The sequence below is a fragment of the Streptomyces sp. NPDC093600 genome, assembly GCF_044764755.1.
Lineage (GTDB): Bacteria > Actinomycetota > Actinomycetes > Streptomycetales > Streptomycetaceae > Streptomyces.
Genome location: NZ_JBIWIU010000005.1, coordinates 265,584 through 283,495 on the forward strand (window position 1 = coordinate 265,584; position 17,912 = coordinate 283,495).

Genomic DNA, 17,912 nt, shown 5'->3' on the forward strand with positions numbered 1-17,912 from the left:
GTATGCGGGGAATGTCGGCGAGCTCTACGCTGACACGCATGGCAGGCAAGGCGGCAGCGGTGGAACTGGAAGTCGGCGAGCGGACCGTACGCGTGTCCAATCCGGACAAGGTGTACTTCCCCGAGCGCGGCTACACCAAGCTCGACATGGTCACCTACTACCTGGCCGTCGGCGAGGGCATCACCCGCGCGCTGCGGAACCGCCCCACCACCCTGGAGCGCTACCCCGACGGGGTGACCGGCGAGTCCTTCTTCCAGAAGCGGGCCCCCAAGTACCTGCCCGACTGGATCCCCACCGCGCACATCACCTTCCCCAGCGGACGGTCGGCCGACGAGATGTGCCCCACCGAACCCGCCGCCGTCCTGTGGGCCGCCAACCTCGGCGCCGTCACCTTCCATCCCTGGCCGGTGCGGCGCGAGGACACCGACCACCCCGACGAGCTGCGCATCGACCTCGACCCGCAGCCGGGCACGGACTACGCCGACGCCGTGCGCGCCGCCCACGAACTGCGGGCCGTCCTCGACGAGGCGGGCCTGCGCGGCTGGCCCAAGACCTCCGGCGGGCGCGGCCTCCACGTCTTCGTACCGATCGAACCCCGCTGGACCTTCACCCAGGTCCGCCGGGCGGCGATCGCCTGCGGGCGGGAGCTGGAGCGCCGGATGCCGGACCACGTGACCACCAGGTGGTGGAAGGAGGAGCGCGGCGAGAAGATCTTCGTCGACTACAACCAGACCGCCCGCGACCGCACCATCGCCTCCGCCTACTCGGTACGGCCCCGCGCCCACGCCCCGGTCTCCGCACCGCTGCGCTGGGACGAGGTCGACGACGCGGTGCCGGAGGACTTCGACATCATCTCCATGCCGGCCCGCTACGCGGAGGCCGGCGACGTCCACGCGGACATGGACGACCGCCGGTTCAGCCTGGAGACCCTGCTCGACCTGGCCCGCCGCGACGAGGCCGACCACGGCCTGGGCGACCTGCCGTACCCGCCGGAGTACCCCAAGATGCCGGGGGAGCCGAAGCGCGTGCAGCCCAGCAGGGCGAAGAAGGTGACGGAGTGAGACACCCGCTCGGGAGCGACTGGGCTTTCACCGTGATCGGTTCTACCGTTTCCCCCTCATGAAAGGGGGTCCGGATGGACCGGAACATACGCACGGTCGACGACGTACTGAAGCTCCTGGACGGCCTGTTCGCACCGGAGGCCGACCGCTGGACGGCCGGCGCGGCGGGCTGGTGGGACGGCTTCTACGACGACCGCTCGAAGGCGGTCCCGTTCTTCGTCGCGAAGCCCGACGAGAACCTCGTCGCCTCTCTCGACCGCGGCCTGATCGCACCCGGCGGCCGCGTCCTGGACCTGGGCTGCGGCCCCGGCCGCAACGCCCTCCACCTGGCCTCCCTCGGTTTCCGGGTGGACGCCGTCGATCTCTCGCCGCAGGCCATCGCCTGGGCCGAGGAGCGCGCCCGCGAGGCGGGCGCCGACATCCGCTTCCACCAGGGCGACGCCTTCGAGCTCGCCGCGACCGGCCTGACCGGACCGTACGACCTGATCCACGACTCCGGCTGCTTCCATCACCTGCCGCCCCACCGGCGCGTCAGCTACCTCGACCTGCTCGACCGGCTCCTCGCCCCCGGTGGCCATCTCAGCCTGACCTGTTTCGCGGCCGGCGAGAACGGCATGGGCTCGGAGGTCTCCGACGCCGACCTCTACCGCCAGTCCGCGCTCCACGGCGGCCTCGCCTACACCCCGGAGTCCCTGCGCCGGATCTTCTCCGACCTGACGGAGGTCGAACTGCGCCGCATGAACGACGAGCCGCCCGAGTCCCCGTACTTCGGCGAGGCGTTCCTGTGGACGGCCCTCTTCCGCCGGGACGCCGCCGACGCCGGCCGCTGATGGCGGGGACCTCCAGGAGGTTCCCGGCGCCACTCGCAAGGGCCGGAAGCTTCCGGCACGCACGTCGGCGCGCCGCATTGAGCGAACGTTGATGGACCGTTTACAGCCACGGGGCAGCGTGTCCACCATGCAGACCGACACCACCGCACGGACCTCTCCGACCGCTTCGACCGCCCTGGCCGACCCCGACCTGTCCTGGCAGGAGAGCGCCCTGTGCGCCCAGGCCGGCCCCGAGTTCTTCTTCCCGGCCCCCGGCTCCTCGACGCGCGAGGCGAAGCAGCTGTGCGGCGCGTGCGAGGGCCGGGTGGCGTGCCTGGAGTACGCCCTGGCGCACGACGAGCGGTTCGGCGTGTGGGGCGGGCTCTCGGAGAAGGAACGTTTCCGGCTGAAGCACGGGCGGGGCCGGGGCTGAACCGCGGCGGCCCGGGGGCCGAAGCGCCCCGGGCATACCGGCTCACCGCCGGGCGGGCCGATATCCCGATGCCGAGGCGCCCCTTCCCGCACTACGATCTTGCGATCATGGAGCCCCACCAGACGCCTGTCACCGACGAGGAGTTGGCCGCCTTCGGCCGCACCATCGGCAGGCTGCGCAGGCTGCCCCTCGGAGATCCCGCCCGTATGCGCGGCGAGGAGATGGCCGCGACCTTCGCCCGGGAGAGCCGCAACAAGCGCCGCAAGGCCCGCAAGGCCGAGCGGTCCGCCGCCGACGCCGCGCTCAGCGCGCGTACCGCGACCGGGGCGCTCGACCGGCGGGAGGACGCGCCCCTGGACACCGCGACGGCGACCGGAGCCTCCCTGGGCCTCTACCTCCGGGCCCGGCACTGCTACGTCTGCAAATCGCCCTATCGACAGGCCGACCCGTTCTACCACCGGCTCTGCCCGCCGTGCGCCGCCGACAACGCCACCCGCCGCGCTCTCTCCACCGACCTCACGGGACGGCGCGCGCTGCTCACCGGCGGCCGGGTGAAGATCGGCTTCCAGCTCGCCCTGATGATGCTGCGCGACGGCGCCGAACTGCTCGTCACCAGCCGTTTCCCGCACGACACCCTGCGCCGCTTCCGCGCCGCCGAAGGCAGCGAGCGGTGGCTGGAGCGGCTGACCGTGGTCGCGATCGATCTACGCGACCCGCGCCAGGTGCTCGGCCTGTGCGAGCGGCTGCTCGCCGACGGGCGACCGCTCGACATACTCGTCAACAACGCCGCCCAGACGATACGGCGGCCCCCGGAGGCGTACGCCCTGCTCGCCGCCGGCGAGCGCCGGGCGCTGCCACCGGGGGTGATCCCCGCGCCCGGGTACGAGACGGCCGAGCCCGTGCCGGTCCTGGCCGGCCTTGAGCCGGACGAGGCCGGGCTGCTGCCCGACCTCTCCCCGTCCAACTCCTGGTCCGTGCGGCTCGGCGACCTCGACGCGGCCGAGCTGCTGGAGACCCAGCTCGTCAACGCCGTCGCGCCGGCCCTCCTGTGCGACCGGCTGCTGCCGCTGCTCCTCGCGTCCCCGCGCCCGAACCGGTACATCGTGAACGTGTCGGCAGTCGAAGGCCGGTTCGCGGTACGGAACAAGTCGGGCGGGCACCCCCACACCAACATGGCGAAGGCCGCCCTCAACATGCTCACCCGCACCAGCGCCGCCGAGCTCGCCGAGCGGGGCGTGCACATGTGCAGCGTGGACACGGGCTGGATCACGGACGAGAACCCGGCGCCGCGCAAGGCGCGGATCGCCGCCGCTGGCACCCGTACCCCGCTCGACGTCGTGGACGGCGCGGCGCGGATCTACGACCCGATCGTCCGGGGCGAGGCGGGGGAGCCCGTCTCGGGGGTGTTCCTCAAGGACTACGCCGTAGCCGACTGGTGATGCCGTGCGCGGCTCAGCCGGCCGCGCGGGCCGCCATCCGGGCCTTGCGGGCGGCGAGCCTCTCGTCGAACTTGCTGGCTTCGCTGTCGAGGCCGTTCATGTAGAGCCCCAGCTCCTCCTGGGCCTTCACGCCCTCGGGGCCGAGGCCCTCGATCTGGAGGACCTTGAGGAAGCGGAGCACCGGCTGCAGCACGTCGTCGTGGTGGATGCGCATGTTGTAGATCTCGCCGATCGCCATCTGCGCGGCCGCCCGCTCGAAGCCCGGCATGCCGTGTCCGGGCATCCGGAAGTTGACGACGACGTCCCGCACGGCCTGCATGGTCAGGTCCGGGGCGAGCTCGAAGGCGGCGCCCAGGAGGTTGCGGTAGAAGACCATGTGCAGGTTCTCGTCGGTGGCGATCCGGGCCAGCATCCGGTCGCAGACCGGGTCGCCGGACTGGTGGCCGGTGTTGCGGTGCGAGATGCGGGTGGCGAGCTCCTGGAAGGCGACGTACGCGACCGAGTGCAGCATCGAGTGCCGGTTGTCCGACTCGAAGCCCTCGCTCATGTGCGCCATCCGGAACTGCTCCAGCTTGTCCGGGTCGACCGCGCGCGAGGCCAGCAGATAGTCGCGCATCACGATGCCGTGGCGGCCCTCTTCGGCGGTCCAGCGGTGCACCCAGGTGCCCCAGGCGCCGTCGCGGCCGAAGAGGCTGGCGATCTCGTGGTGGTAGCTGGGGAGGTTGTCCTCGGTCAGCAGGTTGACCACGAGGGCGATCTTGCCGATGTCGGTCACCTTGGACTGTGACGGGTCCCAGGCCTCGCCGTCCTCGAAGAAGCCGGGGAAGTTGCGGGCGTCGGACCACGGGACGTACTCGTGCGGCATCCAGTCCTTGGTGACCTTGAGGTGCCGGTTGAGCTCCTTCTCCACGACCTCTTCCAGCGCGTACAGCAGTCGGGCGTCGGTCCACCCGGTCGAGCTGCCGAGGTGGGGAGAGGTGAGCGTCACGGGGACTCCTGGGAACGGGGAAAGGGGACGAAATACCTACGCATTCGTAGGTTACGAAACCGTAGGTTAAGGCTCCGTAAGGTGCTCGGCCAAGCCCGTCCCGGCGATGTCCGGTTACGTTCCGTTATGGGCGCAGCTCACGCCGGGACGAGGGAGAGCCAGGTCACGCCGTTCCGTTACCCCCTGAGCCCGCGGTCATGACCGCACCGGGCGATCACGCCCGGTGCGGCCCGCGACCCGGACTCACCCGAGGGTGTCCTGGAGCAACCCTTCCCGCACGGCCTCGGCCGACGTCGGACGCAGCTCGCCGTCGAGCAGCAGCCAGCGCGTGATGCCGAGGGACTCCAGGAACGCCACGTCGTGACTGGCCACGATCAGCGTCCCTTCGTACGCCTCCAGCGCGGCCGTCAGCTTCCGGACGGACGCCATGTCGAGGTTGTTCGTCGGCTCGTCCAGCATGAGCAGCTGCGGGGCCGGCTCGGCGAGCAGCAGCGCCGCCAGCGTCGCGCGGAACCGCTCTCCGCCCGACAGCGTGCCGGCCGGCTGATCCGCACGGGCGCCCTTGAACAGGAACCGGGCGAGCCGGGCCCTGATCGCGTTACCCGACGCCGTGGGCGCGAACCGGGCCACGTTCTCCACCACGCTCAACGCGTCGTCCAGGACGTCGAGCCGTTGCGGCAGGAACCGCAGGGGCACCCGCGCCACCGCCTCGCCCGACACCGGCGGCATCTCCCCGGCGATCGTCCGCAGCAGCGTCGTCTTGCCGGAGCCGTTCCGGCCGACGAGCGCGATCCGCTCCGGGCCGCGCAGCTCGAACTCGCCCGCCACCCGCGCCCCGTGACGCAGCCGGAGGTCGCGCAGCTCCAGCACACCGCGGCCCGGGGGGACCGTGGTGCGCGGGAGTTCGATCCTGATCTCGTCGTCGTCCCGTACCGCCTCGACCGCGGCGTCGAGCCGTTCCTTCGCCGCGTCGAGCCGCTCGGAGTGCAGGGCGCGGTGCTTGCCGGCCGAGACCTGCGCCTCGCTCTTGCGGTTGTGCGCGACGATCTTCGGCACCACCTTGTTCCGCTCGCTCTTCTGCGCGTACCGCTTGCGCCGCGCCAACTTCATCTGCGCGTCGGACAGTTCGCGCTTCTGCCGCTGCACATCGGCCTCGGCGGCGCGCACCATGCGCTCCGCCGCCTCCTGTTCGGCCGCGAGCGCCTGCTCGTAGGCGGAGTACGCGCCGCCGTACCAGGAGACCTCGCCCTCACGCAGATCGGCGATCTGGTCGACCCGCTCCAGGAGTTCGCGGTCGTGACTGACCACGACCAGCACCCCGGACCAGGCTTCCACCGCCGCGTACAGCCGCCGGCGCGCGTACAGGTCGAGGTTGTTGGTCGGCTCGTCGAGCAGCAGGATGTCCGGCCGTGCCAGCAGCAGCGCGGCCAGCCTCAGCAGTACGGACTCGCCGCCCGACACCTCGCCGATGGTGCGGTCCAGGCCGATGTGTCCCAGACCGAGCTGGTCGAGCGTGGCCAGTGCCCGCTCCTCCACGTCCCAGTCGTCGCCGACGGCCGTGAAGTGCTCCTCGGCGGGATCGCCGGACTCGATGGCGTGCAGCGCGGCACGGGCCCGGGCGATGCCGAGGACCTCGTCGACCCGGAGCGCGGTGTCCAGGACCAGGTTCTGCGGCAGATATCCGACGTCGCCGGCCGTGCGGACGGTCCCCTCGGTGGGGGTCAGCTCGCCGGCGATCAGCTTCAGGAGCGTGGACTTCCCGGAGCCGTTCAGACCGATCAGGCCGGTCCTGCCGGGTCCGACCGCGAGCCGGAAGTCGTCGAGGACCTCCGTGCCGTCCGGCCAGGAGAAGGAGAGAGAGGAGCAGGTGATGAACGTGGGATGGGTCGCCATGGGGGCCTCCCGGTTGCATGAGCGTGGGCTGGGGCAACGGGTGAGACACCGAGGGCGCGGGCAGGGAGCAAGGCTCGTACGCCGAGGTCGAAGACGGCACACGCGGCACAACGGGGCACGCGCGGCACGGTGTCTCGAAACCTCAGACGAGCAACGGCCTTCTCCGATCGGGCGACAACAGGGCCAGGTCAGGACGGTACGCCCGCCGCCGAGCGGGCGGCAACCGATTTGACGCCGGTCCACGCCCGGGACCTACGGGTACTCCTCCAGGAGCGCCGCCAGCTCCTCGTCCCAGTCGAGGTAGTGGTGCTCGCGCCCGGCCGGCACCAGATGCTGCGAGCGCTCCAGGAAACGCCGCAGCTCGCAGGTGCGGACATGGACCACGGCCACGCCCTCGCGCGCGTGGAACTCCACGACGGTGCGGTCGTAGCCGTACGGACGCACCCGGACGTCCCCGTCCCCCGCCGGCGCGTCGACGCCCCGCGCCAGCAGCTCGCGCGCGAACGCCCACGAGACCTCGACGCCCTCCAGCGTCGCGGGCGGCGGGAAGGCCATGCTCACCGCGAACGGGTCCTCGCGGTCGTAGCGCAGTGTGGCGGGGACGGTTTCCATCCGCGGAGCGGATGCGACCAGGCGGGCCTGGACGGCCTGCTCGATGACGGTGGACAAGGCCAGCTCCTGTCACGCGGCTTCGGTTCCTGACGTCTCCCTGACACCAGGGAAGACGAAGGATCGGGCGGGAACGTGCACTGCGGGGTGACGTGAGCTGTGTCACCGCCCGGGCGGTGAGCCCACGGCACCCCGGAGGCACTCTGGACGGCACCTTCCTCGTGGGCTAGCTTCCCGCGCCATGACGTCCATGGGGAAGACGAGACGAATGATGTCGGTGGGTCTTGCCGGAGCGGCGCTCGCCATGGCTTTGGCGTCCCCGGCGCAGGCCGGGGAGCACTCCGCCGCCGCGGTCGGCTGGCAGCTCACGCCGACCGGCACGGACGCCCGTTTCCGGGGGCTCGCGGCGGTGGACCGGAAGGTCGCCTGGGCCGCCGGTTCGAAGGGAACGGTGCTGCGGACCGGCGACGGCGGCCGCACCTGGCGGGACGTGTCCCCGCCGGGGGCCGGAGAGCTAGAGTTCCGCGACGTCGAGGCGTTCGGCGCCCGGGGAGCGGTGGTCCTGGCGATCGGCGAGGGAGAGGCGTCACGGGTCTTCCGTACGGAGGACGGCGGAGCGAACTGGACCGAGTCCTTCCGCAACACCGATCCACGCGCCTTCTACGACTGCATGACCTTCTTCGACCACCGGCACGGGCTGGCGATGAGCGACCCGGTCGACGGAAAGTTCCGCATCCTGTCCACCCGCGACGGGGGCCGCTCCTGGGCGGTGCTCCCGGACGCGGGGATGCCGGCGGCGCTGCCCGGCGAGGCGGGGTTCGCGGCGAGCGGTCAGTGCCTGGTCTCTTCCGGGCCCCGGGACGTGTGGCTGGCGACGGGCGGCGGTGCCACGGCGCGGGTGCTGCACTCCGCCGACCGCGGGCTGAGCTGGACCGTCGCCGAATCGACGATCCCGGCCGGGGATCCGGCGCGGGGCGTCTTCGCCCTCGCCTTCCGCGACCGTACCCATGGTCTCGCGGTCGGCGGCGACTACCGCAAGGACCAGCCCTCCCCGCGGGCGGCCGCGGTGACGGGCGACGCCGGCCGCACCTGGCGCCAGGCCGCCGCACCCCCGCCCGCCTACCGCTCGGGCGTCGCCTGGCTCCCGCACAGCAGGTCGGCCGCGCTCGCCGTCGGCCCGACGGGCACGGACCTGACGACGGACGGCGGCCGCACCTGGCGGACGGTCGACACCTCAGCCGAGACCTGCATCACCCGTCCACAACCTCCCGGGACAGAACACCTAGGGCAGCCGCTCCCGGTACGGGGCGAGCGCGTCCGACGTCTTGGTCGCGTAGAACTCCGTGATCCGGTACGCGCACACGCCCTCGACGCTGAAGGGGTCGGCCGCCGCGATCTTCTCGATCTCCTCGCGGTCGACCCCGACGGCGAGGATGACGCCCCCGTCGCGCGGGTTCTTCCGCCCCGAGGCGATGAACACCCCGGCGGCGTACTGCGCGTCGAGCCACGCGATGTGCGCCTCCATCAGCGCGTCGACACGCTCGACGGGCGCGGTGTAGGTCAATTCCAGTACGAACATGATCGCCAGGCTACCGGGGCGTCCGAGGGGCGCGGAAAGCTGTTCGCCCCTCGGACGCGAGAGCGCCGTAGGGTGGCCGTCATCATGACGATCATCGGCATTCCCTCGGACTGGCCCACCGACGAGGCCGACGCCCGCGCGCTCCAGCGGGAGCTGCGGCGACGGCTCGTGCTCGACGAGCCGGGCCCCGCGCCCGGCACGGGCCATGTGACGGGGCTCGACGTGGCGTACGACGACGAGCGGGACCTCGTCGCCGCCGCGGCCGTCGTGCTCGACGCGCGGACGCGCGAGGTGGTCGAGGAGGCCACGGCCGTGGGCCGGGTCTCGTTCCCGTACGTCCCCGGGCTGCTCGCCTTCCGTGAGATCCCGACCGTGCTCGCCGCCCTGGACCGGCTGGAGACCGACCCGGGGCTGCTCGTGTGCGACGGCTACGGCCTCGCCCACCCCCGCCGCTTCGGCCTCGCGAGCCACCTGGGCGTGCTCACGGGACGGCCCTCCATCGGCGTCGCCAAGAACCCCTTCACCTTCACCTACGAGCAACCGGGCGCCGGACGCGGCGACTTCACCCCCCTCCTCGCCGACGACGAGGAGGTCGGCCGCGCGCTGCGCACCCAGGCCGGGGTGAAGCCCGTGTTCGTCTCCGTCGGCCACCGGGTGTCGCTGGACACCGCCTGCGCCCACACCCTTCACCTCAGCCCCCGCTACCGCATCCCCGAGACGACCCGCCACGCCGACTCCCTGTGCCGCCGGGCACTGAAGGAAGCGCTCCGGACCGCGCCGTGACCGAGCCGGGGGCGGCCCCCGCCGCCCGGAGCTGAGCACGAGCGGCAGCGGAGCGTGGGCGACCTGAGTACGAGTACGGATGGCGGGCCCCGATCCTTGGCGGCAGAGTGGCGGGCATGACAACACCCGCTCCCACCGAGCTCCGCCCCGTCGAGCGCGGCATGATCGCGGTCCTCTGTGTCGCCGCGGCCGCCGCGCTGGCTTGGGTCTGCGCCATGGTCGTCGTCCTCGCCGGCTGGGTGATGGCGGCGTGATCGGCAGCCTGCAGTGCGTCGTCCTCGACTGCCCCGACGTCATGGAACTGGCCACCTTCTACCAGGGTCTGCTCGGCGGAGAGATCAACCGCCCGGACCCCCAGTGGGCCATCAGTGACGCGTGGGCCACCCTCCACGACGCCTCCGGCGCGCCGGTCCTCGCCTTCCAGGGCGTGGCGGACCACCGGCCGCCCGTCTGGGGCTCGCCCGAGCAGCAGTTCCATCTCGACGTACGCGTCGAGGACCTGGAGGCCGCCCACGACGCGGTCCTCGCCCTCGGTGCGTGGCGGCTCGACGAGGGGGGCGCCGACCGCGCCTGGCGCATCTACGCGGACCCGGCCGGCCACCCCTTCTGCCTCGTACGCCACTCCGCACGCCAGCTGTACTGATCACGAGCGTTTCCGACACTGGTAAGGATCGATCACGGCGACGACCTCCGGTGTGGTGGGGGTGTCCGGGCGTCACCGCGTAACGGCAGCTGCTGCCGTCCGCGTCGTCCGCCCAGTCGGGGCGACGGCGCACGGGCGTTTCTCCGAACGCGGCGGCTGGGTCGCTGCCACTGGACCATCCAACGCACCATGGCCTGGCTCGCCGACTGCCGCCGACTCCACCGACGCCGCGAACGCAAAGCCGACCCCCTCCCCGCCTTCACCAGCATCGCTCCCACCCTCATCCGCTGCCGCGGGGGAGATGAGCGTGCGCGTTTGCGGGTCGTCGGTGTCGCTGTGCGTCGGAGCCAGGCCGGCGCGACGAACGAGGCGTGCGTTGGCTTCGAGCACGTGAATGAGATGCTGGCGGCGCCGCAACTCCTGTGCGTCGTGCCGCGGCATACCCGTCCGGGCGGACGAGGCGAATGTGGTCACCAGCGAGCATGCCGAGACGCATGCCAGCAGAAGCCACAGGGACACATTCATGGGGTAAGGCTCCTTTCAAGTGGGGGCATACGAGGGCTCGCCCAAGGCGGATAAGACGACTTTTCGGCAGCCGTCATCCGACCGGGTGACGGGTGTTGCGTGGTGGATCTTGAAATTGGGAGACTTGGCACGTGAGCGAGGCGACGCCTCATTCCTTACGGCCGGATGTCCTCATCGCGGGTATGCGCATCAGGTCTTTCATCGGGGCCCCGGCAACGGACGGGGAGGTCATGGGCGGCGATCGCCGGATGGGGAAGGCGGGAGGGGTGAGGAGACGCGGCGGCGGCGTCTTGGGTTACGGGGGGGCTTGGTGAGGGTGATGAAGCGGACCAGCTGGTGAAAGCAGGCCAGCGACGCCGCGGTGGGCAAAGCGGCTGCCGCCACATCGGTACAACTCCAGTCGGCCTGCGCTACACAGAGCCACATCGCCATGAGCGAGAAGAACAGGACGACGAGCCACGAGTTCGCGGCGCGGCGTTGATGAAAAGCAGCGCGCAGAATGGACAGAGAAGCCACGACCCAGGGCCCGAAGATGAGATATGGCCACCACGCGACCATGCCGGCAGGCGCTCGGGACTCAGCGATGCGCAGGAGAGGGCCGTATGCGATCGCACCACTGAGAATGCTGACCACGCACACGAGGAAGACGCCGAGCGATGCGATGGAGAAGCTGACCACTCGCGCCCAACTCACCGTGGTATGCCGGGCCTTTCGATGGCCGGCCCCGGCGGAACGCACAGGTGGCAGGTCGGTTGCGAAGTCGGCGAGGCTTTCCAGGCGGGTGCGGTCGTGTGAGTAATCGTCGTCGTCCGGCGAGAGGGCCGAGGAAGGGGCCTGTTCAGCCTGCATAGCCTCCTGGAGGAGGAAGGCGAGCTCTTCAGTAGGATCCCACCCGGAATCCGTCAGACGGTTCGACGGGTGCGGGCCGTGAAAGTTCCTCTGAGGGTTGGTCTCGTCCTCAGCTGCCCGAGCCCACTGTTGATCCTCGACCCGATGGTAGAAGCCCGAACGTCCGTCCAGTGCTTCTTCGGCATGCCACTCACGCATGATGGTGAAGCACCGCTCTTCCGTGATCCGGTTGCGGCAGGTGGGCATCACTCCAGGCGCTGAGAAACTCTTGCTCAAGCTGGGACATGGCTGCGACGAACTCCTCCAGAGTCGGGGCTGACCAGGTCAGGGTGATCACTCCGCCGACTCCCTCGAGGCGGGCGTTGACGCCTTCGGCTGAGGAGGCGGGAAGGAACAGGAAATCGCCTAGGGCAACGGAGCCGTCCGCCCAGGAAGGCGCATCCGCGCGCCTGGAGGTGAAGCTTTCAGGCAGTGCTGGGGTCATGCCCGGCTAACGCCTGGCCGAATCTCCCCGATGCGCGGCGTTCGGGTGACCCTGCGCCTCCAATCAGGGGACTTTCGGGAGTTTTATCGGTTCTGCAAATTCCTTCACGGCTAGCCCGGACACGAACTGTACGAGACAACCCCCGGCAATTCAGACAGTTCCGCCGACGGACGGACCCTGCGGGTGAACGGTGTGGCGTCAGGCGTTCCGGCAATGGAGACGGAATGAGAGGTGCCGAGCCGCCCGGGCACACCAGAGAAGGGTGGATCAGATGATGAGTGCCTTCGATTGAACCGGCTCGGCTGCGACTTCCACGGGGCGGGGCTCTCCCGCCAGGTGGAGCCGGCGCAAGATGCTTTCCGTCTCGCGCCTGAGGTGTTCGGGAGAGACCAGGCGCTGCCACAGCGGGTCCGGGCGGCAGGGGACGGTGGCGCCTCGGACGGCCCATTCCGCGGCGAGCTGCGTGTACAGCGGTGTGCCCCGGTCCGCGGCTTCTTCGGAGACCTGGCCACGGGCGTGTGCCGGGCTGGGAGAAGGCCTGCGACGCGCTTGTTCCGGAAGACGGGATACCGCTCTGCGCCTGCCGCTGCCGGCCTCGGCGCCGCGGCGGGAATCTGCCCAATGATCGTCTGTCACATTCGTCAAAACGATTCTGCCACCCGCTTGGACACCGTTTCAGGGCTGTATGTGGCAGCTGTTGCCGTCCGCGTCGTTCCACCGGAAGCACGACCTCACGGCCGGGCTCGTGGGCCCTGGCACCGCTCCCTTTGCCCTGGCGGGCCTGGGGAGACCCCATGCACGAGACCCGCTCCCCGATCCTGCCTGATCCGAACGGAAGACCCTAACGCGCGTCGGCCACCCGGAAGCGGATCCCCGCCGCCCGCAGCCGGTCGAGCAGCGCGTCGCCCATCGCGGCCGCCGTCGTGACCTGTCCGGACGTCTTCGGCAGCGGGTCGAAGGCCAGGCAGAGAGCCGACTCCGCGAGCATCTTCGCCGTCTCGTCGTACCCCGGGTCACCGCCCGAGACCTCCGTGAACACCCGTCGGCCGCCACCCTCGCCGACGAACCGCACGGAGAACCAGCTCCGTGCCCGCCGCTCCGCGCTCGGCCCCTGCCCCGCCTCGTAACGGCTCATCAGCCACCGGCGCAGCTGGGACAGTTGGGCCGCCGCCAGGCCCGTGCCGACCGCCGCCGCGCCGCCGATCGCCATCGGGAGCGTCTTGACCGAGGCGTAGTGCCGGTAGCGGAAGTCGGGGCCGTAACGTTCCAGCGCCGCCGCCGACCGCGCCACCACCTGCGGGTCGAGCGTCGGCAGCGGCAGCGCCCAGGTGCCGGTCTCCGTGCTGAACCGGGGGCCGCCCAGCGGCGCCCTGGCACGGCGGCCCACCAACCGCGGCTCGTGCAACCGCCGTTCGTGCGCGGCACGCAGGACCTCCCTGCCCCGCCCCATCGCGGTGAGCGCCGACGCGAAGGTCCCGCCCGAGAAGACGGCCCCCGCCCGGACGAAGCCGTCGATCCTCAGCGGTACGTCCTTCGGCAGCTGCTGGACGGTGAAGTACACGCCCAGATCGTGCGGCACGGAGTCGAACCCGCACGCGTGGACGATCCGCGCCCCCGTCTCCCGGGCCCGTGCGTCGTGCCGTACGTACATCAGGTCGACGAACTCCGCCTCGCCGGTGAGGTCCACATAGTCCGTGCCGGCCTCCGCGCACGCGGCGACAAGACCCTCGCCGTACCAGACGTACGGGCCGACCGTGGTCGCCACCACCCCGGTGGACTCGGCGAGCTCGCGCAGCGCGACCGGGTCGGCGGAGTCCGCCACGATCAGCGCGAGCTCCGCGCACCGCGGCCACCGGGCCGCGAGCCGGTCCCGCAGCGCCGCCAGCTTGGCGCGGTCGCGACCGGCGAGCGCCCACCGGCACCCGGCCGGAGCGTGCTCGGCCAGATACTCCGCGGTGAGTTCGCCCACGAACCCGGTCGCCCCGAAGAGAACGAGGTCGTACGGCCGTGCCGCTGCGTCCCGCCCCGTGCCGGCCCCAGTCTCCATCCAGCCCCTCCGCCGTCGCCCGCGCCGTCGTCCGGGCGCGTGTCGTCGGCGGAGCCTAGCGGAACTCCGCACCGGCGCAATTTCCAAGCGCTTGCTCGGCCCGGGGTCTTGTGCACGGTGGAACACGTTCCTAGCATCTCCGGTGTTACATCATTGGTGTCACACACAGCTGGGGGCTTGATGGCAGGGACGCGGAACGCCCCGAGGGGCCCGCTCTCCGGCGTGCGCGTGGTCGAGCTGGCCGGCATCGGGCCCGGCCCCTTCGCGGCCATGCTCCTGGCCGACCTCGGCGCCGACGTCGTCCGGGTCGACCGCCCCGGCGGGGCAGGGCTCGGCATCGACCCCGCGTACGACCTCACCAACCGCAACAAGCGCTCCGTCCTCCTCGACCTCAAGGCCGAGGGCGGGCCGGCGGCCGTCCTCGACCTCGTCGAGCGGGCCGACATCCTCGTCGAGGGGTACCGGCCCGGCGTCGCCGAGCGGCTCGGCGTCGGCCCCGACGCCTGCCTCGCCCGCAATCCCGCGCTGGTCTACGGCCGGATGACCGGCTGGGGACAGGACGGCCCGCTCGCCGCCGCCGCCGGACACGACATCGCGTACCTCGCCCTCACCGGCACGCTCCACATGATCGGCCCCGATCCGGACGGGCCGCCCACCGTGCCCGCCAACCTCGTCGGCGACTACGCGGGCGGCTCGCTCTACCTCGTCGTGGGCGTCCTCGCCGCCCTCCAGCACGCGCGCGTGCACGGCGAGGGCCAGGTCGTCGACGCGGCCATCGTCGACGGCGCCGCCCACCTCGCCACCATGATCCACGGCATGCTGGCCGCCGGCGGCTGGCAGGACCGCCGGGGCGTCAACCTCCTGGACGGCGGCTGCCCGTTCTACGGCACCTACGAGACCTCCGACGGCCGCCACATGGCCGTCGGTGCCCTGGAACAGCGGTTCTATGACGAGTTCGCGCGGCTCCTCGGCATCGAGGACATCGCCCCCGCCCGTCATGACCTCGGACGCTGGGACGAGCTGCGCGCCGCCGTCGCCGACCGGTTCCGGACCCGTACGAGAGACGAGTGGACGGAGGTCTTCGCCGGCACCGACGCCTGCGTGGCGCCGGTCCTCTCGCTGCGCGAGGCACCCGCCCACCCGCATCTCGCCGCCCGCGCCACCTTCGTCGAGCACGGCGGCCTCACCCAGCCCGCTCCCGCACCCCGCTTCTCCGCCACCCCCGGCGGCGTCCGCACCGGCCCCGCCCAGCCCGGCGCCGACACCGAAGAGGTCGCCCGCGACTGGGCCGTACCGTCCCTGATCAGCACAGACGCCCCTCAGGAGCCCGAAGCATGAAGCGCCAGCTCTACACCGCCGACCACGACGCCTTCCGGGAGACCGTCCGCACCTTCCTCGCCAAGGAGGTCCTGCCGCACTACGAGCAGTGGGAGAAGGACGGCATCGTCTCCCGGGACGCCTGGCGCGCCGCCGGACGCCAAGGGCTGCTCGGCCTCGCCGTCGACGAGGAGTACGGAGGCGGCGGCACCCCCGACTTCCGCTACAGCGCCGTCCTCGCCGAAGAGTTCACCCGCGCCGGCGCTCCCGGGATCGCCCTCGGCCTGCACAACGACATCATCGGCCCGTACCTCACCTCGCTCGCCACCGAGGAGCAGAAGCGGCGCTGGCTGCCCGGCTTCTGCTCCGGCGAGCTCATCACCGCCATAGCGATGACCGAGCCGGGCGCGGGCTCCGACCTCCAGGGGATCAGGACCTCCGCCGAGGACCGGGGCGACCACTGGGTGCTCAACGGCTCCAAGACCTTCATCTCCAACGGCATCCTCGCCGACCTGGTGATCGTCGTGGCGCGGACGACGCCCGAGGGAGGCGCCCACGGCCTGTCCCTGCTCGTCGTCGAGCGCGGCATGGACGGCTTCGAGCGCGGCCGGAACCTCGACAAGATCGGACAGAAGTCCCAGGACACCGCCGAGCTGTTCTTCCGGGACGTCCGCGTCCCCAAGGAGAACCTCCTCGGCGAGCTCAACGGCGCCTTCGTCCACCTCATGACCAACCTCGCGCAGGAACGCATGGCCATCGCCGTGGCCGGCATCGCCGCCGCCGAGCACCTCCTGGAGATCACCACGCGGTACGTCAAGGAGCGCGAGGCCTTCGGGCGGCCGCTGGCCAAGCTCCAGCACATCCGCTTCGAGATCGCGGAGATGGCCACCGAATGCGCCGTCACCCGCACCTTCATCGACCGGTGCATCGTCGATCACTCGAACGGGGAGCTCGACGCCGTCCACGCCTCGATGGCCAAGTGGTGGGCCACCGAACTGCAGAAGCGGGTCGCCGACCGCTGTCTGCAACTGCACGGGGGATACGGCTACATGGCCGAGTTGCCGGTCGCCAGGGCCTTCACCGATGGCCGTATCCAGACCATCTACGGCGGCACGACCGAGATCATGAAGGAGATCATCGGGCGTTCGCTGCTCGGCTGACCTCCCGCTGTCCGCCTCTTCTCTGCGCTTTCCACCTTCCCCGCGCTGTCCACCCTCCTGAAAGGCTTCTCGTGAGCACCGAAGCGTATGTGTACGACGCGATCCGCACCCCGCGCGGCCGCGGCAAGGCCAACGGCGCCCTGCACGGCACCAAGCCCATCGACCTGGTCGTCGGCCTCATCCACGAGCTCCGCGACCGCTTCCCCGGCCTCGACCCGGCCGCGGTCGACGACATCGTCCTCGGCGTCGTCGGCCCGGTCGGCGACCAGGGCTCCGACATCGCCCGGATCGCCGCCATCGCCGCCGGACTGCCCGACACCGTCGCCGGCGTCCAGGAGAACCGCTTCTGTGCCTCCGGCCTCGAAGCGGTCAACATGGCGGCGATGAAAGTCCGTTCGGGCTGGGAGGACCTCGTCCTGGCCGGCGGCGTCGAGTCCATGTCCCGCGTCCCGATGGCCTCCGACGGCGGCGCCTGGTTCGCCGACCCCATGACCAACCACGAGACCGGCTTCGTCCCCCAGGGCATCGGCGCCGATCTCATCGCCACCATCGAGGGCTTCTCCCGCCGCGACGTCGACGAGTACGCGGCGCTCTCCCAGGAGCGTGCCGCCGCCGCGTGGAAGGACGGCCGCTTCGACCGCTCCGTCGTCCCGGTCAGGGACCGGCGCAGCGGCCTGGTCGTCCTCGACCACGACGAGCACATGCGCCCCGGCACCACCGCCGACTCCCTCGCCTCCCTCAAGCCCTCCTTCGCCGACATTGGCGACCTGGGCGGCTTCGACGCCGTCGCCCTGCAGAAGTACCACTGGGTCGAGAAGATCGACCACGTCCACCACGCCGGGAACTCCTCCGGCATCGTCGACGGCGCCTCGCTCGTCGCGATCGGCTCGAAGGAGGTCGGTGAGCGGTACGGCCTGACCCCGCGGGCCCGGATCGTGGCCGCGGCCGTCTCCGGCTCCGAGCCGACCATCATGCTCACCGGCCCGGCCCCCGCGACCCGCAAGGCGCTCGCCAAGGCCGGACTGACCATGGACGACATCGACCTGGTCGAGATCAATGAGGCCTTCGCGGGCGTGGTGCTCCGGTTCGTGAAGGACATGGGCATCAGCCTGGACAAGGTCAACGTCAACGGCGGAGCGATCGCGCTCGGCCACCCGCTGGGCGCCACCGGCGCGATGATCCTCGGCACGCTCGTCGACGAGCTGGAGCGCCAGGACAAGCGCTACGGCCTGGCCACGCTCTGCGTGGGCGGTGGCATGGGCATCGCCACGATCGTCGAGCGCGTCTGACCGT

The 17,912-nt window shown here is 71.3% G+C and carries 17 protein-coding genes and 1 pseudogene; 11 read left to right on the forward strand and 7 right to left on the reverse strand.

Annotated elements, in window-relative coordinates; translation table 11 throughout:
- The first annotated feature begins 38 nt into the window (after positions 1–38).
- The 4 genes from ligD to ACIRB4_RS15975 all read left to right on the forward strand — a co-directional run bounded on the left by ligD (position 39) and on the right by ACIRB4_RS15975 (position 3,742).
- On the forward strand, positions 39–1,061 hold the full coding sequence (gene ligD, locus ACIRB4_RS15960; RefSeq protein WP_403291626.1) for a non-homologous end-joining DNA ligase: 1,023 nt from the start codon (positions 39–41) through the stop codon (positions 1,059–1,061).
- Positions 1,062–1,135: 74 nt separating this feature from the next.
- Positions 1,136–1,891, forward strand: coding sequence for a class I SAM-dependent methyltransferase (locus tag ACIRB4_RS15965; RefSeq protein ID WP_403291628.1), 756 nt, complete (start codon positions 1,136–1,138; stop codon positions 1,889–1,891).
- Between the two features lie 127 nt (positions 1,892–2,018).
- Positions 2,019–2,303: a WhiB family transcriptional regulator gene (locus ACIRB4_RS15970; protein ID WP_403291630.1), complete on the forward strand. Its 285-nt coding sequence runs from the start codon at positions 2,019–2,021 to the stop codon at positions 2,301–2,303.
- A 107-nt stretch (positions 2,304–2,410) separates the two neighbouring features.
- On the forward strand, positions 2,411–3,742 hold the full coding sequence (locus ACIRB4_RS15975) for an SDR family NAD(P)-dependent oxidoreductase (protein ID WP_403291631.1): 1,332 nt from the start codon (positions 2,411–2,413) through the stop codon (positions 3,740–3,742).
- Positions 3,743–3,755: 13 nt separating this feature from the next.
- Here ACIRB4_RS15975 and ACIRB4_RS15980 read toward each other — a convergent pair whose 3' ends face one another.
- The 3 genes from ACIRB4_RS15980 to ACIRB4_RS15990 form a co-directional block, all read right to left on the reverse strand.
- Positions 3,756–4,730, reverse strand: a complete 975-nt coding sequence (locus ACIRB4_RS15980; protein WP_403291633.1) for an acyl-ACP desaturase — start codon at positions 4,728–4,730, stop codon at positions 3,756–3,758.
- Between the two features lie 243 nt (positions 4,731–4,973).
- Positions 4,974–6,623: an ABC-F family ATP-binding cassette domain-containing protein gene (locus ACIRB4_RS15985; protein ID WP_403291635.1), complete on the reverse strand. Its 1,650-nt coding sequence runs from the start codon at positions 6,621–6,623 to the stop codon at positions 4,974–4,976.
- Positions 6,624–6,875: 252 nt separating this feature from the next.
- Entirely contained in the window at positions 6,876–7,292 is a 417-nt protein-coding gene (locus tag ACIRB4_RS15990; RefSeq protein ID WP_403291637.1) for an SsgA family sporulation/cell division regulator, read from the reverse strand.
- Positions 7,293–7,503: 211 nt separating this feature from the next.
- Between ACIRB4_RS15990 and ACIRB4_RS15995 the strand changes: the two are divergent.
- A pseudogene (locus tag ACIRB4_RS15995) lies at positions 7,504–8,472 on the forward strand (WD40/YVTN/BNR-like repeat-containing protein); the annotation flags it as partial.
- 42 nt (positions 8,473–8,514) lie between these two features.
- Here ACIRB4_RS15995 and ACIRB4_RS16000 read toward each other — a convergent pair.
- A complete protein-coding gene (locus ACIRB4_RS16000) occupies positions 8,515–8,811 on the reverse strand; it encodes a YciI family protein (RefSeq protein WP_403291856.1) in 297 nt (98 codons plus the stop codon).
- Positions 8,812–8,895: 84 nt separating this feature from the next.
- Here ACIRB4_RS16000 and ACIRB4_RS16005 point away from each other — a divergent pair, with 84 nt between their 5' ends.
- The 3 genes from ACIRB4_RS16005 to ACIRB4_RS16015 all read left to right on the forward strand — a co-directional run bounded on the left by ACIRB4_RS16005 (position 8,896) and on the right by ACIRB4_RS16015 (position 10,237).
- Complete coding sequence (locus tag ACIRB4_RS16005) at positions 8,896–9,594, forward strand: endonuclease V (protein ID WP_403291858.1); 699 nt, start codon at positions 8,896–8,898, stop codon at positions 9,592–9,594.
- Positions 9,595–9,710: 116 nt separating this feature from the next.
- A complete protein-coding gene (gene mmpA, locus ACIRB4_RS16010) occupies positions 9,711–9,848 on the forward strand; it encodes a morphogenic membrane protein MmpA (protein ID WP_403291638.1) in 138 nt (45 codons plus the stop codon).
- The gene (locus ACIRB4_RS16015; protein ID WP_403291640.1) at positions 9,845–10,237 is read left to right on the forward strand and encodes a VOC family protein; all 393 of its coding nucleotides are present in this window, start codon (positions 9,845–9,847) and stop codon (positions 10,235–10,237) included. The genes mmpA and ACIRB4_RS16015 overlap by 4 nt, the downstream gene beginning before the upstream one ends.
- A gap of 753 nt (positions 10,238–10,990) precedes the next feature.
- Here the strand turns inward: ACIRB4_RS16015 and ACIRB4_RS16020 are convergent.
- The 3 genes from ACIRB4_RS16020 to ACIRB4_RS16030 form a co-directional block, all read right to left on the reverse strand.
- Positions 10,991–11,809, reverse strand: coding sequence for a DUF2637 domain-containing protein (locus ACIRB4_RS16020; RefSeq protein ID WP_403291642.1), 819 nt, complete (start codon positions 11,807–11,809; stop codon positions 10,991–10,993).
- Positions 11,802–12,095 carry a hypothetical protein gene (locus ACIRB4_RS16025; protein ID WP_403291643.1) on the reverse strand — a complete coding sequence of 98 codons (294 nt, stop codon included), beginning with the start codon at positions 12,093–12,095 and terminating at the stop codon, positions 11,802–11,804. Before ACIRB4_RS16025 ends, ACIRB4_RS16020 begins: the two co-directional genes overlap by 8 nt.
- Positions 12,096–12,936: 841 nt before the next feature.
- The gene (locus ACIRB4_RS16030; RefSeq protein ID WP_403291645.1) at positions 12,937–14,142 is read right to left on the reverse strand and encodes a saccharopine dehydrogenase family protein; all 1,206 of its coding nucleotides are present in this window, start codon (positions 14,140–14,142) and stop codon (positions 12,937–12,939) included.
- Between the two features lie 180 nt (positions 14,143–14,322).
- On the opposite strand from ACIRB4_RS16030, the gene ACIRB4_RS16035 reads away from it, so the two are divergent.
- The 3 genes from ACIRB4_RS16035 (at position 14,323) to ACIRB4_RS16045 (ending at position 17,908) form a co-directional block, all read left to right on the forward strand.
- A complete protein-coding gene (locus tag ACIRB4_RS16035) occupies positions 14,323–15,480 on the forward strand; it encodes a CaiB/BaiF CoA transferase family protein (protein WP_403291646.1) in 1,158 nt (385 codons plus the stop codon).
- Positions 15,477–16,619: an acyl-CoA dehydrogenase family protein gene (locus tag ACIRB4_RS16040; protein ID WP_403291648.1), complete on the forward strand. Its 1,143-nt coding sequence runs from the start codon at positions 15,477–15,479 to the stop codon at positions 16,617–16,619. The genes ACIRB4_RS16035 and ACIRB4_RS16040 overlap by 4 nt, the downstream gene beginning before the upstream one ends.
- A 71-nt stretch (positions 16,620–16,690) precedes the next feature.
- Positions 16,691–17,908 carry an acetyl-CoA C-acetyltransferase gene (locus ACIRB4_RS16045; RefSeq protein WP_403291650.1) on the forward strand — a complete coding sequence of 406 codons (1,218 nt, stop codon included), beginning with the start codon at positions 16,691–16,693 and terminating at the stop codon, positions 17,906–17,908.
- Positions 17,909–17,912 lie beyond the last annotated feature (4 nt).

What these genes read in the sequence shown, in the direction of transcription:
- ligD (WP_403291626.1), top strand. Translation starts at nt 39, where the DNA reads ATGGCAGGCAAGGCGGCAGCGGTGGAACTGGAAGTCGGCGAGCGGACC.
- ACIRB4_RS15965 (WP_403291628.1), top strand. Translation starts at nt 1,136, where the DNA reads ATGGACCGGAACATACGCACGGTCGACGACGTACTGAAGCTCCTGGAC.
- ACIRB4_RS15970 (WP_403291630.1), top strand. Translation starts at nt 2,019, where the DNA reads ATGCAGACCGACACCACCGCACGGACCTCTCCGACCGCTTCGACCGCC.
- ACIRB4_RS15975 (WP_403291631.1), top strand. Translation starts at nt 2,411, where the DNA reads ATGGAGCCCCACCAGACGCCTGTCACCGACGAGGAGTTGGCCGCCTTC.
- ACIRB4_RS15985 (WP_403291635.1), bottom strand. Translation starts at nt 6,623, where the DNA reads ATGGCGACCCATCCCACGTTCATCACCTGCTCCTCTCTCTCCTTCTCC.
- ACIRB4_RS16000 (WP_403291856.1), bottom strand. Translation starts at nt 8,811, where the DNA reads ATGTTCGTACTGGAATTGACCTACACCGCGCCCGTCGAGCGTGTCGAC.
- ACIRB4_RS16005 (WP_403291858.1), top strand. Translation starts at nt 8,896, where the DNA reads ATGACGATCATCGGCATTCCCTCGGACTGGCCCACCGACGAGGCCGAC.
- mmpA (WP_403291638.1), top strand. Translation starts at nt 9,711, where the DNA reads ATGACAACACCCGCTCCCACCGAGCTCCGCCCCGTCGAGCGCGGCATG.
- ACIRB4_RS16020 (WP_403291642.1), bottom strand. Translation starts at nt 11,809, where the DNA reads ATGCGTGAGTGGCATGCCGAAGAAGCACTGGACGGACGTTCGGGCTTC.
- ACIRB4_RS16025 (WP_403291643.1), bottom strand. Translation starts at nt 12,095, where the DNA reads ATGACCCCAGCACTGCCTGAAAGCTTCACCTCCAGGCGCGCGGATGCG.
- ACIRB4_RS16030 (WP_403291645.1), bottom strand. Translation starts at nt 14,142, where the DNA reads ATGGAGACTGGGGCCGGCACGGGGCGGGACGCAGCGGCACGGCCGTAC.
- ACIRB4_RS16035 (WP_403291646.1), top strand. Translation starts at nt 14,323, where the DNA reads ATGGCAGGGACGCGGAACGCCCCGAGGGGCCCGCTCTCCGGCGTGCGC.
- ACIRB4_RS16040 (WP_403291648.1), top strand. Translation starts at nt 15,477, where the DNA reads ATGAAGCGCCAGCTCTACACCGCCGACCACGACGCCTTCCGGGAGACC.